Source organism: Micromonospora sediminicola, assembly GCF_900089585.1.
Classification (GTDB): Bacteria; Actinomycetota; Actinomycetes; order Mycobacteriales; family Micromonosporaceae; genus Micromonospora; species Micromonospora sediminicola.
The window spans coordinates 564,410-577,164 of sequence record NZ_FLRH01000004.1; the positions used below are offsets into that span (position 1 = coordinate 564,410).

General features: G+C 72.3%; 15 protein-coding genes and 1 pseudogene. 10 read left to right on the forward strand and 6 right to left on the reverse strand.

Translation table 11 applies throughout. From position 1 onward, the window contains the following. Positions 1-377 precede the first annotated feature (377 nt). The 4 genes from GA0070622_RS23965 (at position 378) to GA0070622_RS23980 (ending at position 5,187) form a co-directional block, all read left to right on the forward strand. Positions 378-2,318: a GTP-binding protein gene (locus GA0070622_RS23965; RefSeq protein WP_091578945.1), complete on the forward strand. Its 1,941-nt coding sequence runs from the start codon at positions 378-380 to the stop codon at positions 2,316-2,318. 48 nt (positions 2,319-2,366) lie between these two features. Beyond that, positions 2,367-2,798: a hypothetical protein gene (locus tag GA0070622_RS23970; RefSeq protein WP_091578947.1), complete on the forward strand. Its 432-nt coding sequence runs from the start codon at positions 2,367-2,369 to the stop codon at positions 2,796-2,798. A gap of 65 nt (positions 2,799-2,863) precedes the next feature. After that, positions 2,864-3,661 carry a DUF7737 domain-containing protein gene (locus GA0070622_RS23975; RefSeq protein ID WP_091578949.1) on the forward strand — a complete coding sequence of 266 codons (798 nt, stop codon included), beginning with the start codon at positions 2,864-2,866 and terminating at the stop codon, positions 3,659-3,661. Further along, positions 3,658-5,187, forward strand: coding sequence for a hypothetical protein (locus GA0070622_RS23980; RefSeq protein ID WP_091578952.1), 1,530 nt, complete (start codon positions 3,658-3,660; stop codon positions 5,185-5,187). Before GA0070622_RS23975 ends, GA0070622_RS23980 begins: the two co-directional genes overlap by 4 nt. Positions 5,188-5,210: 23 nt before the next feature. Here GA0070622_RS23980 and GA0070622_RS33515 read toward each other — a convergent pair whose 3' ends face one another. Next, a complete protein-coding gene (locus GA0070622_RS33515) occupies positions 5,211-5,339 on the reverse strand; it encodes a hypothetical protein (protein ID WP_281187048.1) in 129 nt (42 codons plus the stop codon). A gap of 5 nt (positions 5,340-5,344) precedes the next feature. Here GA0070622_RS33515 and GA0070622_RS23985 point away from each other — a divergent pair, with 5 nt between their 5' ends. Continuing rightward, positions 5,345-5,926, forward strand: a complete 582-nt coding sequence (locus GA0070622_RS23985) for a DinB family protein (RefSeq protein ID WP_091578955.1) — start codon at positions 5,345-5,347, stop codon at positions 5,924-5,926. Between the two features lie 27 nt (positions 5,927-5,953). Next, positions 5,954-6,249, forward strand: a pseudogene (locus GA0070622_RS33735) (hypothetical protein); the annotation flags it as partial. A gap of 97 nt (positions 6,250-6,346) precedes the next feature. Here the strand turns inward: GA0070622_RS33735 and GA0070622_RS23995 are convergent. Continuing rightward, complete coding sequence (locus GA0070622_RS23995; RefSeq protein WP_141684620.1) at positions 6,347-7,036, reverse strand: DUF6082 family protein; 690 nt, start codon at positions 7,034-7,036, stop codon at positions 6,347-6,349. Between the two features lie 327 nt (positions 7,037-7,363). Between GA0070622_RS23995 and GA0070622_RS24000 the strand changes: the two genes are divergently transcribed. The 3 genes from GA0070622_RS24000 (at position 7,364) to GA0070622_RS24010 (ending at position 9,187) form a co-directional block, all read left to right on the forward strand. Further along, the gene (locus GA0070622_RS24000) at positions 7,364-7,939 is read left to right on the forward strand and encodes a hypothetical protein (protein WP_091578960.1); all 576 of its coding nucleotides are present in this window, start codon (positions 7,364-7,366) and stop codon (positions 7,937-7,939) included. Between the two features lie 89 nt (positions 7,940-8,028). Beyond that, positions 8,029-8,565 carry a PadR family transcriptional regulator gene (locus tag GA0070622_RS24005; protein ID WP_091578962.1) on the forward strand — a complete coding sequence of 179 codons (537 nt, stop codon included), beginning with the start codon at positions 8,029-8,031 and terminating at the stop codon, positions 8,563-8,565. After that, positions 8,546-9,187, forward strand: a complete 642-nt coding sequence (locus GA0070622_RS24010; protein ID WP_091578963.1) for a GyrI-like domain-containing protein — start codon at positions 8,546-8,548, stop codon at positions 9,185-9,187. Before GA0070622_RS24005 ends, GA0070622_RS24010 begins: the two co-directional genes overlap by 20 nt. A gap of 18 nt (positions 9,188-9,205) precedes the next feature. On the opposite strand, the gene GA0070622_RS24015 is transcribed toward GA0070622_RS24010, so the two are convergent. Then, positions 9,206-9,670 (reverse strand): hypothetical protein, encoded by a 465-nt coding sequence (locus tag GA0070622_RS24015; RefSeq protein WP_091578964.1) that lies wholly within the window; start codon positions 9,668-9,670, stop codon positions 9,206-9,208. Positions 9,671-9,782: 112 nt separating this feature from the next. On the opposite strand from GA0070622_RS24015, the gene GA0070622_RS24020 reads away from it, so the two are divergent. Continuing rightward, entirely contained in the window at positions 9,783-10,154 is a 372-nt protein-coding gene (locus tag GA0070622_RS24020) for a hypothetical protein (RefSeq protein ID WP_141684621.1), read from the forward strand. Between the two features lie 102 nt (positions 10,155-10,256). On the opposite strand, the gene GA0070622_RS24025 is transcribed toward GA0070622_RS24020, so the two are convergent. The 3 genes from GA0070622_RS24025 to GA0070622_RS24035 form a co-directional block, all read right to left on the reverse strand. Next, a complete protein-coding gene (locus tag GA0070622_RS24025; RefSeq protein WP_091578969.1) occupies positions 10,257-10,523 on the reverse strand; it encodes a hypothetical protein in 267 nt (88 codons plus the stop codon). A gap of 62 nt (positions 10,524-10,585) precedes the next feature. After that, positions 10,586-11,395 (reverse strand): SAM-dependent methyltransferase, encoded by an 810-nt coding sequence (locus tag GA0070622_RS24030; RefSeq protein WP_091578971.1) that lies wholly within the window; start codon positions 11,393-11,395, stop codon positions 10,586-10,588. 109 nt (positions 11,396-11,504) lie between these two features. Further along, on the reverse strand, positions 11,505-12,752 hold the full coding sequence (locus GA0070622_RS24035; RefSeq protein ID WP_091578974.1) for a DUF6357 family protein: 1,248 nt from the start codon (positions 12,750-12,752) through the stop codon (positions 11,505-11,507). Between the last annotated feature and the right edge of the window lie 3 nt (positions 12,753-12,755).

Consider the following 12,755-nt stretch of genomic DNA (forward strand, 5'->3'; position numbering starts at 1 on the left):
GAAGTCCTTCTGCGTCGAGCGGGCGGAGGCGGCGCGGCGGCGCGCGTCCGGCGGGGACGCGGCGCGACGACGTGCCCTGGGTGCGGCGCGGCGATGCGCCACGGCGACTGGTCGGTGCGTGCGACCGACGTGCCCGGCTCGGGGTGGACCTGTCAGCCGCCGACGGCCCGGTCACCCGGGCATCGGCGGCGCCCACCCACAATCTATTGACCGACACCTATCGAATCAAGCGGTCGGCTATTTCGGTGGACCGGCGCCGTCCGGCCGTGCCAGCCTGACCCGGAGACGGGCCGAACCGACCGACGGGAGCACGGCGATGCGAGGACTCGAAACCTTCCCGCCCATCCGGACGCGAGCTTTCGAGGACCCGTCGACCCATGCAGACCGTCAACCTCGGCATCGTCGCCCATGTCGACGCCGGTAAGACCAGCCTGACCGAACGCCTGCTGCACGCCACCGGCGCCGTCGACCGGCTCGGCAGCGTCGATGCCGGCACAACCCGGACCGACACCGGCGAGATCGAGCGCCGCCGGGGCATCACCATCCGCAGCGCGGTCGCCCCCTTCCGGGTACGCGACCGCCAGGTCAACCTGCTCGACACCCCCGGGCACAGCGACTTCGTCGCCGAGGTCGAACGCGCGCTCGGGGTGCTCGACGCGGCCGTGCTGGTGCTGTCGGCCGTGGAGGGGGTGCAGCCGCACAGCCGGCGGATCATGCGCATCCTTCGATCGCTCCGGCTGCCCACGCTGATCTTCGTGAACAAGATCGACCGGGTGGGCGCGCGCACCGACGAGCTGGTCGCGGACGTGCGCCGGCTGCTCACCCCGGCCGTCGCCCCGCTGGGCACGGTCCGCGCGCCCGGCACTCCCGGGGCCACCGTCCGGCCCGACGATCCGGGGTACGCCGACCGCGTCGCCGAGGTCCTCGCCGAGCACGACGACGAGCTGCTGGCCGCCCTGGTGGACGACCTGCCACCCGACCCGGGCCGGATCGACGAGGCGCTGCGGGCGCAGACCGCCGCCGGGCTCGTCCACCCGCTGCTGTTCGGCTCGGCGCTGTCCGGCGCCGGCGTACCGGAGCTGCTGGACGCCGTCGCGTCCCTGCTCCCGGCGTCACCGCCGGCCGAGCCCGCGCCGAGGGCCCGGGTCTTCGCGGTGGAACACGACGCGGGCGGTGAGCGGGTGGCCTACCTGCGCTCCTACGGCGGGCAGCTGCGGGCGCGGCAGCGCGTCGTCGCGTACCGCCGGGAGCCGGACGGCCGGACCACCGCGACCCGCGCCCGGATCACCCGGCTCGACGTGGCCGGCGCGACCGCCGACCACAGCGGGCCGGCCACGCTGACCGCCGGGCACATCGCCCGGGTCACCGGCCTGACCGGGGTACGCCTCGGCGACCAGCTCGGCAGCCCGGCCGGCCTGGACGGCCGGTCGCACTTCCCCGCGCCGACAGTGGAGGCGGTGGTCCGACCCCGTGACCCGGCCCGGTCGGTGGCACTGCACGCCGCGTTGCTGGACCTCGCGGACACCGACCCGTTCCTGCGCACCCGGGTGGCCCCGGAGGGCGGCACGAGCGTGCTCCTCTACGGCGAGGTGCAGCGCGAGGTGCTGGAGGCCACGCTGGCCGAGACGTACGGGATCGAGGCGGAGTTCGGACCGGGCCGGATCGTGCACGTCGAGCGGCCGACCGGCACCGGAACGGCGGTGGAGATCATCGGGAACGGCTTCTTCGGCACCGTCGGCTTCCGGGTCGAGCCGGGCGCCGGGGTCGACTACCGGCTGGAGGTGGAACTCGGCTCGCTGCCGCTGTCGTTCCACAAGGCCATCGAGGAGGCCACCCGGGCCGCCCTCGACCAGGGCCGGTACGGCTGGCCGGTCACCGACGTCCGGGTCACCCTCACGCACAGCGGCTACTGGTCGCCGATCACCACGGCCGGGCACTTCCGGGACCTCGCGCCGTACGTCCTGATGCAGGCGCTGACCGAGGCCGGCACCCGGGTCTTCGAGCCGTGCCGTCGGTTCGAGGCGGAGGTGCCGGCCGACCGGCTCGGCCCGGTCACGTCGTACCTGGGTCGGCTCGGCGCCCGGGTCGACGGCGCCGAGGAGACCGCGGCCGGCTGGCGGATCGGCGGGGTGCTGCCGGCCCGGCTCGAACCGGAGGCGCAGCGGCGGCTGCCGGACCTGTCCCGCGGGGAAGGACTGTGGTCGTCGACGTCCGGCGGCGACCGTCCGGTGTCCGGCGATCCGCCGTGCCGGCCCCGCACCGACGGCAACCCGTTCGACCGGGTGGAGTATCTGCGCTTCCTCGCCCGGCGGTCCTGAGTACGCCGACTCATGCCCGTCGCACCCGAACCGTCCAGGCTGGACCGCATGTCCTCGCAGGCGGTCGGCACGGGCCGACGTGGTGGTCCGGTCGTGGCGTTCCTGGTCCTGCTCTGGGTCTGCGCGCTGATCGCGACGGCCGTGTGGTGGGTGGGCATCGGCCTGGAGCAGTGGAGCGTCAGCTACGGCGACCAGCCCGGCGAGTTCCAGGCCCTGCAGCGCCGGGCGAGCCTCGCCCTGCTGGTCGGCGCGCTGGTGGCGACCGCCGGGCCGGCCCTCGTCGCGCTCGTCGCGTACCACCTGCGGCTGGTCCGCACCGCTGTCGTCTTCCTGGTGCTGACGCTCGTGATCGCCGTGCCCGCCGTACCGTTCGCCGTGCTCGCCGGCCGGGACCTCGATCCGGCCCCGGCGACGACGCCCGGCCCGCCCGGGCACTGCGTGGAACACAGCGGCGGCGACACCCGCTGCCCGGGCGGCTGACCGTCTGTTTCCGTCGGACCGGCGTGCCATGATGCCGCTCACCCCAGGGCGAGGAGCACGGCGCGATGGCCACGGTGACGGTTCGGGACGAGACAGCGACGGGCAGGGCGATCGACCAGTGGCCGTTGACCGGCCTGCCGGAGCGCATCTCCGCGCGGGAGCTGGTGCGGTTGCGCGCCCGCGGCTGGCAGGCCGGCTACCTGGGCACGTGGGACGGCGGCTACGACAGCGAGGCCACCAAGCCCTTCGGCGGCGGCGCGTGGCGGGCGTCCTTCCACCACCAGCTGGTCGAGACGGACGGTCCGCGCGACCACGACGTGCACCACTGCTCCACCGACCAGGTGCGCTTCGCCCGCCACGACGGCACGACCTGGCAGCCCGCGCCGGTCACGGACGTTCCGCCGCTGGTGTTCACCGAGGCGATGCGGGACGTGGACCTGTTCGTCGGCGTCACCTCGATCGCCACCGACCCGCAGTGGGCCGACCGCGGCGCGGACCGGTTCCGGGACTACTGGCACCGCACCGTCGTCGGGGAACTGACCCCGTCGGCACAGGTGCGCCGGGACGCCCTGGCCCGACTGCTCCCCCGCATGGCCATCGCCGGCCGGGTCACCCTCGCCGACCGCTACCTGCACGTACGCGGGAACCTGCGCGGCTACCGGATCCACCTCGGCTCGGGCAACATCATGATGGAGCCGAACGACGCCTACCTGTGCATCGTCCCCGCGCGCGGGGGGACCGGGCGGCTGCACCTGCCGTTCGAGGACGATCCGATGCTGTCGACGATCCTGTCGAAGGCGATCATGCTCGCCGCCGACGACTCGATCACCGACCCCACCGTGCTGCGGCAGCTCGCCGCATGACCGCCTGGGCGCGACTGCACGTCGACTACTGCCAGTACCAGGTGATCACCGTGCCGGGTGCGCCCGGTACGCCGATCTACACCGTCGGCGACGATCTCCTGCACGTGGGCGGGCCGCATCAGGTCACCGGCTTCTGCGGCGTCCACACCGCACCGATCGAGGCACGCCTGCGTGTCCTGTCCGGGCCGCCGACACAGGTCGACGCCGGTTGGGACGCGGTCAGTGAGGCGACGCTCTGGAGCCCGAGCGGCCGGTTGTCGGTCGTCGGCCTGATGGGCGGTGTCGCGGACGCCCTCGTCGACGTCGCCGTTCCGCGCGGGCTGATCCGGGTGCGCATACACGCCCGCCACCGCCTGCACGAGACGGTACGCACCGACGACGACCCGCCCGAGCAGCACGAACTGCACGTCTGGGCGGTGCGCGAGGAGACCCCGTGGCGCACCGTGCGGGCCGACCCGGAGGGACGCGCCTGGGAGCAGAAGCCGGCGAAGGCCGCCGAGTGGGCGATGCTGTCCCTGGTGCCGCGCCCGTCCACCCGGCCGGCGATCCTGCCCACGCTCCCACCCGACCCCTACGAGGACGACACCGGCCTGGCCCGGGTGACGGTGGTCCGCCACCGCCCCGGCCCGGTGGACCTGCCGGTCGGCGTGCTCCCCGTCGGTGACCTGGAGGTGCGCCTGGAGCGGATCGACGCGGAGACCCTCCGCTGGTCGTGGGCGACCGCCGACGAGCCGATCTTCCCCGAACCGCTGACCACGGTGCCGGACGACGAGCCCACCACCGTACGGCTGACGACCGGCCCCGACGGCGTGACGCTGCGGCACGAGGGAGTGCGGGGCCGGCACGCCGCCGCCCTCGGCCTGATCTGGGACCACCTGCTCGACGGCGACGGGACGTATCCGTGGGTCGGGACGCTGCGGGCGCGGGCCGCCGAGGCGACCGCGCGCGCCGAGAAGCACCGCCGGTTGCGGGCCGCGCAGGAGGCCGAGCGGTGGGGCGGGCCGCCGCCGTCCGATCGAATCCGCCGGCTCCGCGGCCATACGCAGTCCCTGGCGCGGATGGACCGCCGGTTGCTCGACCGCCTCGACGCGCTGCCCGCCGCCCGCCAGCGGGGGGCGGCCTGCTGGGCGGCCCGCCGGGCGATGCGGGTGGCCGGGCTGGAGCAGCTCGACTGGATCGCCGACGCGCTCGCCGCCGCCGAAGCCGGCCGTCCGCTCCCCCCGGCGTTCACCGAGCAGCACGGCGCCGCCGCGTTCCGGCGCATGCTGTCCGACCCCGCGGCGCCCCGCACCACCGTCCCGCTCCGGCCGAACCCGAAGGCGTTCGGCGCACAGGGTGTCACCGAGATGCTCCAGCAGGCCGCCGCGCTGCCCGCCCTGACCGCCCTGGCCGACGACGACCCGCTGGCCGCCGCGATCGACGCCCTCTACAACGCGGCGATCGCCCACGGGGACGACCGGGACCGGTTCCTCGCCGAGGCGCACGCCGAGCTGCGGGGTGAGCCCGTCGGCCGGGCCGACGTCTAAGGCGTGTTTCGTACGAGGTTGTCTCACGTGGCAAGTCTCGCGAACTTCTTGTAGCAGGTCAGGGCGGTGGCCATGGCCAGGCAACGGCTCTGCCGGTCGTTGCGGACCACGTACGGGATCTTGAGACCACGAGTGGCCCATGGCAGGCTCATGCCGCATGATCGATGATTTCGCGAAAGCCAACCTGCACGGGAGACTGCGGCGGGACCGCAAGGCGCTGCTCTGGAAACTCGACGGCTTGTCCGAATACGACGCCCGCCGACCTTTGACAGCGACCGGGACCAACCTCCTCGGCCTGGTCAAACACGTGGCCACCGTCGAGGCCAGGTACTTCGGCGAGGTCTTCGACCGCCCTTCCCCGGAACCGCTGCCCCGGTGGCAGGACTCCAACGGCAGCGATCTGTGGGCGACCGAGCACGAGACCCGCGATCAGATCATCGCGTTCTACCGGCGTATCTGGGAACACTCGGACGCGACGATCAACGCGCTTCCCCTCGACGCCCCCGGCCACGTGCCGTGGTGGCCGGAGCCTCATGCCGACACGAACCTGTTCGCCATCATGGTCCATGTCCTCGGCGAATCCATCCGGCATGCCGGGCACGCCGACATCCTGCGCGAGGGCCTCGACGGCCGGACCGGGTTGCGGGCCGAACACGAGAACCAGATCGACGAGGAAGCCCGTGCGGCCTACTGCGCGAAGATCGAGCAGGCCGCCAGGTCGGCTGACGAGGCGGCATGACCTGACCGACGGGCAGTGGGCTGTTCTGGCTCCTGGCCTACCGTCTACGGCCTGTTCCGTCGCTGGCAGCGCGACGGGACCTGGGACAGGATCCTGTCGGCGTTGCAGGGGGATGGCGATGCGACCGGCCGGATCGGCTGGAGAGTGAGCGTGGACCCGGTGACCAACCCGCGTTCGACAAGGACCTCCACCGGCTACGCCACGCCGTCGAGAACCGCATCAACAGGCTCAAACGCCACCGCGGCGTCGCCACCCGCTACCACAATCTGGCGGTCCGCTCTCAAGCCGTCCTGACCATCACGATCATCACCGAGTGGCTCTGACCAGCTTGTGACACACGCCTTAGTCCTCGGGGTGCGCATCCCGCTCGCCGTGGAACACTTCCCCGCGCGCGGACAGCCCCGGGAGAGCGCGCGGTCGTCACGTGCCCGGCCGATTCTCCCGGGTACGGGCTGATCGTCGCCGGCGCCACATCAGCCCCGCCGAGAAACCCGCCGCCATTCCGAGGACGACGTAGCTCAGCACCGGAGCGGGACCTCGGACGGCACCGGGACGCTCGTCGGACACCGCCCTGCGCGCCGCCGGTTCGGCCGGCGTCGATCTCGCGTACTCCTCGTCGACGACGAGAAGGAAGCGCCGTCCTCGTCTCGTCCCCGCCGTGCCCGCCGCCCAGGACGCCCGCGCCATCGGCCAGAAGCGCCGAGCGACGTCGGCCCGGAACATGCCGGCCAGCATGTCCCGCAGCAGCGGTTCGGGGATGGTGCCGATCTCGTAGCCCATCCAGGCGTACTGCACCAGGAGGTTGGTGTAGATGTGCTGCCGCTTGGCGGTGTCGTCGGGCAGGTCCAGTGGTCCCCAGCAGGGCAGGTAGACCGGCAGGTCGTCGAGCTGCATCGTGATCAGGTCGGTGTGGAAGCCGCAGATGGCCTGGATCCGGTCCGCCCTGCCCTGGCGGGCCTGGAGCAGCAGCGACACCGCGACGCCGCCGAGCGCGAGCGCCGACAGGACCGCCGACGTGGCCCCGTAGGTCTGCCCGATGTCGCTCAACCGGCTCCAGTCCTCGTCCGTCCCCCTGCTCACCGCTCTCAGCGCGACGGGCGACAGGATCACCAGCCCCACCACGACGAGGACTGCGACGACCGCGGCCGACGCGTGGCCGAGGCGACGGCCCGGGCTTCCCCCTCCGGTCGCCGGACCTGGCGCCGAGGCACCGCCGACACGGCGTCCGGCCGCATGGTCCCGGCCCTTGGCGTCTCGGCGCATTCCGGAATTCTGCCGTCCCGTGCCACTCGCCCGCTGACCCGTGACGGCTGCCCGCCTCCGGGCCCGGGCCGCTCCGATGTCGACCGATCCTCCCGTCTAGGCTCCGCCTTGATCACCTCCTGAGAGGGCACCATCGTGACGACTCACCGAACCGGGACGGCGCGAGCCGCCGGTGTGACCATCTCCCTGCTCGCCGCCGCACTCCTGCTGGCCGCCGCCTGCACGTCGCCGGCGCCCGGTACGGACGTCGGGTCGTCGGCTTCCGCTCCACCGGCCTCGGCGAGCGCCCCGCCCTCTCGGAAGCTGTCCGCGCCGACCACGCTCCTCGGTTTCCCCAAGACGACGAGCAGGGTTCTGTACGGCGCTGCGATCCAGCAGTTGGAGCAGCTCAAGCGCGAGGTCGGCCAGGCGACCAGCGCGATCGGCGAGGCATACGAGGACGGCACGCCCGATGGAGACGTCGTCTTTGTCAGCGGGGCGTCAGGATCGATCGCCGATCCGGCCGGCGTCCTGGAAAGGGCGCTCAGGCCGTACCGCATCACCAAGGTCGCCAGCGTCGATGCCGGCGCCCTCGGGGGTGAGGCGCGCTGTGGGCGCGGACGAACCGAGGATGGCAGTTACCTGACCACGTGCGGCTGGGCGGACCGGGAAACCGTCGGCGTGGTGAGCTTCACCTCGTCGAGGCCCCAGACCGACCACACCGCCGACTTCCTCACAGTGCGGGACCTCGTGAGCCGCCCGACCGACTGACGACGCCGGCCGACCTCTCCGCCCTCGTCCACTCCGGACGATGCCCCTGGAGTGGCACGCGAACCTTTATTCCAGTGCTAGAGTAAGGCGTGGAGCTGACCCCCGCCGAGCTGACCGTCCTGGGCCTGGTGGTCGAACGGCCGCAGCACGGCTACGACCTGGAGCGGGTCATCGAGCAGCGGGGCATCCGGCAGTGGACCGACATCGGGTTCTCCTCGATCTACTACCTGCTCGCCAAGCTGGAACAGCGCGGTCTGCTCCACGTCCCGCAGGCACCGGCCGCCGCCAGGTCCCGCCGCGTCTTCCACCCCACCGACGAGGGCCGCCGGGTCGCCGCGCAGAACACGCTGGCGGTCATCGCCGAGGCACGCCCGCACCCGCAGCCCCTGCTGGTCGGCGTCGCCAACCTGGCCCTGCTCACCCCGCAGCAGTACGAGCAGGCGCTGCGCACCCGGCTGACGCAGCTCGACGGCCGGATCGCCGCGATCCGGGCGGCGCAGCACGCGCAAGGCTCCCTCCCGCACGCGGCCCGCGAGGTCTTCTCCTACTCCCTGAGCCTGATGCAGGCAGAGAGGCAGTGGCTCGCCCACCGAGTCCAGGTGCCCCATGACGAACCCGACCGCTGAGAAGATCGACTTCAAGAAGACGCTCGACGCCTACCGCGCACAGCAGGGCCGGTTCCGGCTGGTCGAGGTGCCGGACATGCGCTACCTCATGATCGACGGCCACGGCGACCCCAACACGTCACCCGCCTTCACCGAGGCGATCGAGGCGCTCTACCCGACGGCGTACAAGCTGAAGTTCGCCAGCAGGCGCGGCCTCGGGCGCGACTACGTCGTCCCGCCCCTGGAAGGTCTGTGGTGGGCCGAGGACATGGCGTCGTTCACCACCGCACGGCAGAAGTCACAGTGGAACTGGACGCTGATGCTGATGGTCCCCGACTGGATCGCGCCACAGATGGTCACCGACGCCGTCGAGCAGGCCGGCGCCAGGAACCCACCGGCCCGTCTCGACGACGTCCGCCTCGAGACGCTGTCCGAGGGACGGTGCGTGCAGACGCTGCACGTCGGGTCCTTCGACGACGAGGCCGAGGTGCTCGACCGACTGCACCACGAGTACGTCCCCGGCAACCGGTTCCGCATGACCGGGAAGCACCACGAGATCTATCTCAGCGACTTCCGCAGGGTCGCACCCGACAGGCAGCGCACCATCCTCCGGCAGCCCGTTGTTCCCGACCCGGCGAGCTGACCGTCGGAGGCCATTCGCTCAGCCGTTCGTGGGGCTGGAGATCCCTCGAGCCGCAAAGGACGATGCCACCTCGTCGAACATCCGGACCGCATCCTCCGCCCGCGCGGCGGCATCCGCTATCGGCAGCTCCATCTGGGGGTCGTACCCGGAGAGGCCCGTGACCATCTGGACGGCCTCGCCGAGCCGGTACATCGCCGTGACGACCGCTTGGGCGTCCGCGCCCCGGTACCAGAAGGGGACCGTGATCGCCGCTTCGCCAGCGAAGTAGCTGACCTGGATGCCGGTCGGCTCATGGGTCAACTCGTAGTTGTGGGCGCCGTCGAAGACGGACACCTCGCCGAGCACCTGCCGCACCGCCGCCACCAGTCGGGCCCATGTCTCCCCGCTCGGACGCTCGTCGTCGTCGGCCTCCTCGGCCGCCTCCAGCGCGTCGTCCCAGGACTGGTCATCGCCCCGGGGCACGAAGATCAGGTCATAGCTCATGGCGATGAACCGTACCTCCCCTTCGCCCCCGGGGCCCTCGGACGGTCAGAGTGCTGCCGGATGGTCGGCGCACACGGCGACGGCTGGCCGCCGGATGCTCTAGGGTCCGGTGGTGCGAATCGGCGGCCCGCCAAAGGCCGGCATCCTCGCGATCGGGCTCGGTGTGCCGGCGGGTTTGCTCGCGGCGAGCGCCGGCGGTTCGGTCCAACGCGCCCCCACCGCTCTTCTCGTCATGGCGGTCGGGCTCACCGTCGCCGGCCTGCTGGTCGGCTCGGCAGCGGGTCTCCGGAACCACCGGATCTGGCCCGCGGTGCTGGTGCTGCTCTGCTCCTTCCACGCCGGCACATGGCTGAGCTCTTCCCACCACAGCGTCGCCGGGGACGTCGTCGTGCTGACCGTCGCCGCTGTCCCGGCCTGCCTCGGCGCGGCGCTCGGGTTCGCGGTCGGCCGTCGCCTCGCCGCACGGCAAGCCCAGGCCCGCTAGATCTCGCCGACGGCCAGGACCAGTTGGACCGGGAACTCCTTGTCCACTGGCCCACACCGACGCAAACGCTTCGACCGTGGCGGTGCCAGCCGTCTGCCTCCGCTACGAACTCGGCCGGGACGTCAGCGACGGGAGGTAGCCGCTCGCCCTGGACGGCCCGGCTCCAGGTCGGCCTGGAAGCTCCGCCCACACCTCGTTCCACCGCTCGGCCGGCTCGTCCCAGAACACGTCGCTCACCGCCACGGACACGATGTGGTAGCCGGGGCCGCCGACATCAATGCCCTGCCCCACGTGCCGTACCACCCGCGCCGACGGATAGTCCCGCCGAACCACTTCCTCGGCCAGATCGAGGGACTCGTCGAGGTTCACGGCCGCATGCCATCGCGCGGACCCGGTGGGCCTCCCGCTGCGGCGAACCGGTCGTCCGGGGGTCATGGCTTGCGGGCGACCCCGCAGTAGCCGTCCACGACGGCGGTCGGCTCGCTGTCCGGTCGCCACCGGCCGAGCGGAACGACACCCGGCTCGACGAGGTCGAGGCCGTCGAAGAACGCGGCGAAGTCGGTCACCTCACGCAGGTGGTACGGCACGGCGCCGCTCTCGTTGTACTGCCGGTGCGACTCGATCACCCGCTCGCTGGTGGCCGTGCCGTCGGACATCGCCAGGAAGCTGCCGGACGGCAGGGTGGAGACCAGGGCGTCGACGATGGCCCGCGCCTCGGCCGGTTCCCGCACGTGGCCCATGACACCGAGCATCATCAACGCGATCGGCTCGGTGAAGTCCAGCGTCTCGGAGGCGCCCTGGACGATCTTCTCCGGGTCGCGCAGGTCGGCGTCGACGTACCGCGTGGCGCCTTCCTGGCTGCTGGTCAGCAACACCCGGGCATGGGCGAGGACCATCGGGTCGTTGTCGACGTACACGATGCGCGCCTGCGGCGTGATTCCCTGGGCGACCTGGTGGGTGTTGTCGGCCGTGGGCAGACCGGTGCCGACGTCGAGGAACTGGCGGACCCCCGCCTCGCCGGCGAGGTACGTCACCGCGCGGCGCAGGAACGCCCGCGAGTATTGCGCCGCCTCCACGATCTCGGGGAAGACCGCTCGGACCTGGTCGCCGACGGCCCGGTCCGGCGCGAAGTTGTCCTTGCCGCCGAGCCAGTAGTTCCACACCCGCGCCGAGTGGGGCACCGTCGTGTCCAGCTTGGAGGCCAGCTCCTCGACGGGCTGGTCGGCTCGCCCCTGCGACATGTCGTTCTCCCCCAATGGCTCACGGCGTCAGGGCCGTAGCCTAGTGCCCCACCGGCGGGCGGTGGGGGTGTGCTGGTGGTCAACCGGTGGCGACGGCCGGTCTCCGGGGCTACCGGGCGTCGCGCCGACGACGCGCGCGCTCGAACTCGGCGACGTCCGCCATCCAGGGCCCGTGCTGGTCGAGCGCGGCGCAGCCGCCGCGGACGAAGGCGCTCACCATGTTCCGGTATCCGCCGATCCCGTCGACCAGGCTGTACTCGACCCGGTACTGCGGATCGGACCCGGCCTCTCCGGGTCGCACGGTCGTGATCCGGGCGACGGAGTCCGCGTAGAAGTGCAGCTGGATCCCCTCGCCCATCTCCTCGTCCTCGATGGTGAACACCTCGTTGTCACCCGCGGAGCGGTCGGCGACGAACTCCCAGAACTCGCCGGAGGCGGTGCCCTGGCCGTCCCGTCGCCACGTCCGCTCGCCGCCCTTGTCGTCGGTGAACGTCAGGGCCGTCTTGGCGCCGTCACCGAGGTCGGTGTGCTCCTCGGGGTCGTCCGCCGGGGTGCTCCTGGAGCGGTCCGCGGCCTCCGAGCACATCAGAAAACTCACCGTACGCACCGCGTCGTCGACGAGTCCGGGATGCGCCCGGCGCACGGCCGCGTCGACCGTCGCCGCCATCCGATCCCAGTCGCGCTTGTCCGTGGCCCGGTGTCCCCGCCTCGGATCGAGGCCGATCCGCATCCCGGCGCACGCCTGCTCAGCCGTGGCGATCACACGCATGACCTGGGGCAGCAGTGCGGGGTCGACGGCATCGGGCATCCGCCGTGGAACCGTCGCGCCGTGCAGGTACTGGCCCGTGTATCTCAGGATCGCCGCGTCGAGCGGCCCGAGGACCGTGCCGCGCGCGGCGCGACGGCGGTTCGCGTGGTATTCCTGGGCACGTCTCTCGTTCGATTCCTCGGTCGCCGCGCGCATCGCCTGGCAGACCTGACCGCGTTCCAGCAGGGCGATGTCGGCGCCATGGGCCACCGGCCGACTCCGGTCCCACGGGATACGCCGGAACAGCGCGTCGACGTCCGCCGGCGGGGCGAGCAGGACCGGGTCCAACAGGGCGACGGCAGCGTCCTCGTCGAGCCGGCCGCGGGTCCCGGCGGTGTCGCACAGCGGAAGGACCGCGCTCCACAGCAGCAGGTGCCGGGCCAGGTCCTCGCGGATCACCGCAAGATGGGCCTCGGCGATCGGGAAGGTGAACTCGCGAGGTTCATGGTTGGCGTCGGCCCCGGCGGCGAGCATCAGCTTCAGCTGGCCGTTCTCGTGGATCACCTTCGGGATCCACCCGCTGCTGCGCGTGAAGACGATGTCCCTCATGAT

Excerpts from the sequence above, each read along its gene's own strand:
- GA0070622_RS23965 (WP_091578945.1), top strand. The coding sequence starts at position 378 with ATGCAGACCGTCAACCTCGGCATCGTCGCCCATGTCGACGCCGGTAAG.
- GA0070622_RS23970 (WP_091578947.1), top strand. The coding sequence starts at position 2,367 with ATGTCCTCGCAGGCGGTCGGCACGGGCCGACGTGGTGGTCCGGTCGTG.
- GA0070622_RS23975 (WP_091578949.1), top strand. The coding sequence starts at position 2,864 with ATGGCCACGGTGACGGTTCGGGACGAGACAGCGACGGGCAGGGCGATC.
- GA0070622_RS23980 (WP_091578952.1), top strand. The coding sequence starts at position 3,658 with ATGACCGCCTGGGCGCGACTGCACGTCGACTACTGCCAGTACCAGGTG.
- GA0070622_RS33515 (WP_281187048.1), bottom strand. The coding sequence starts at position 5,339 with ATGAGCCTGCCATGGGCCACTCGTGGTCTCAAGATCCCGTACGTGGTC.
- GA0070622_RS23985 (WP_091578955.1), top strand. The coding sequence starts at position 5,345 with ATGATCGATGATTTCGCGAAAGCCAACCTGCACGGGAGACTGCGGCGG.
- GA0070622_RS24010 (WP_091578963.1), top strand. The coding sequence starts at position 8,546 with ATGACGAACCCGACCGCTGAGAAGATCGACTTCAAGAAGACGCTCGAC.
- GA0070622_RS24015 (WP_091578964.1), bottom strand. The coding sequence starts at position 9,670 with ATGAGCTATGACCTGATCTTCGTGCCCCGGGGCGATGACCAGTCCTGG.
- GA0070622_RS24030 (WP_091578971.1), bottom strand. The coding sequence starts at position 11,395 with ATGTCGCAGGGGCGAGCCGACCAGCCCGTCGAGGAGCTGGCCTCCAAG.
- GA0070622_RS24035 (WP_091578974.1), bottom strand. The coding sequence starts at position 12,752 with ATGAGGGACATCGTCTTCACGCGCAGCAGCGGGTGGATCCCGAAGGTG.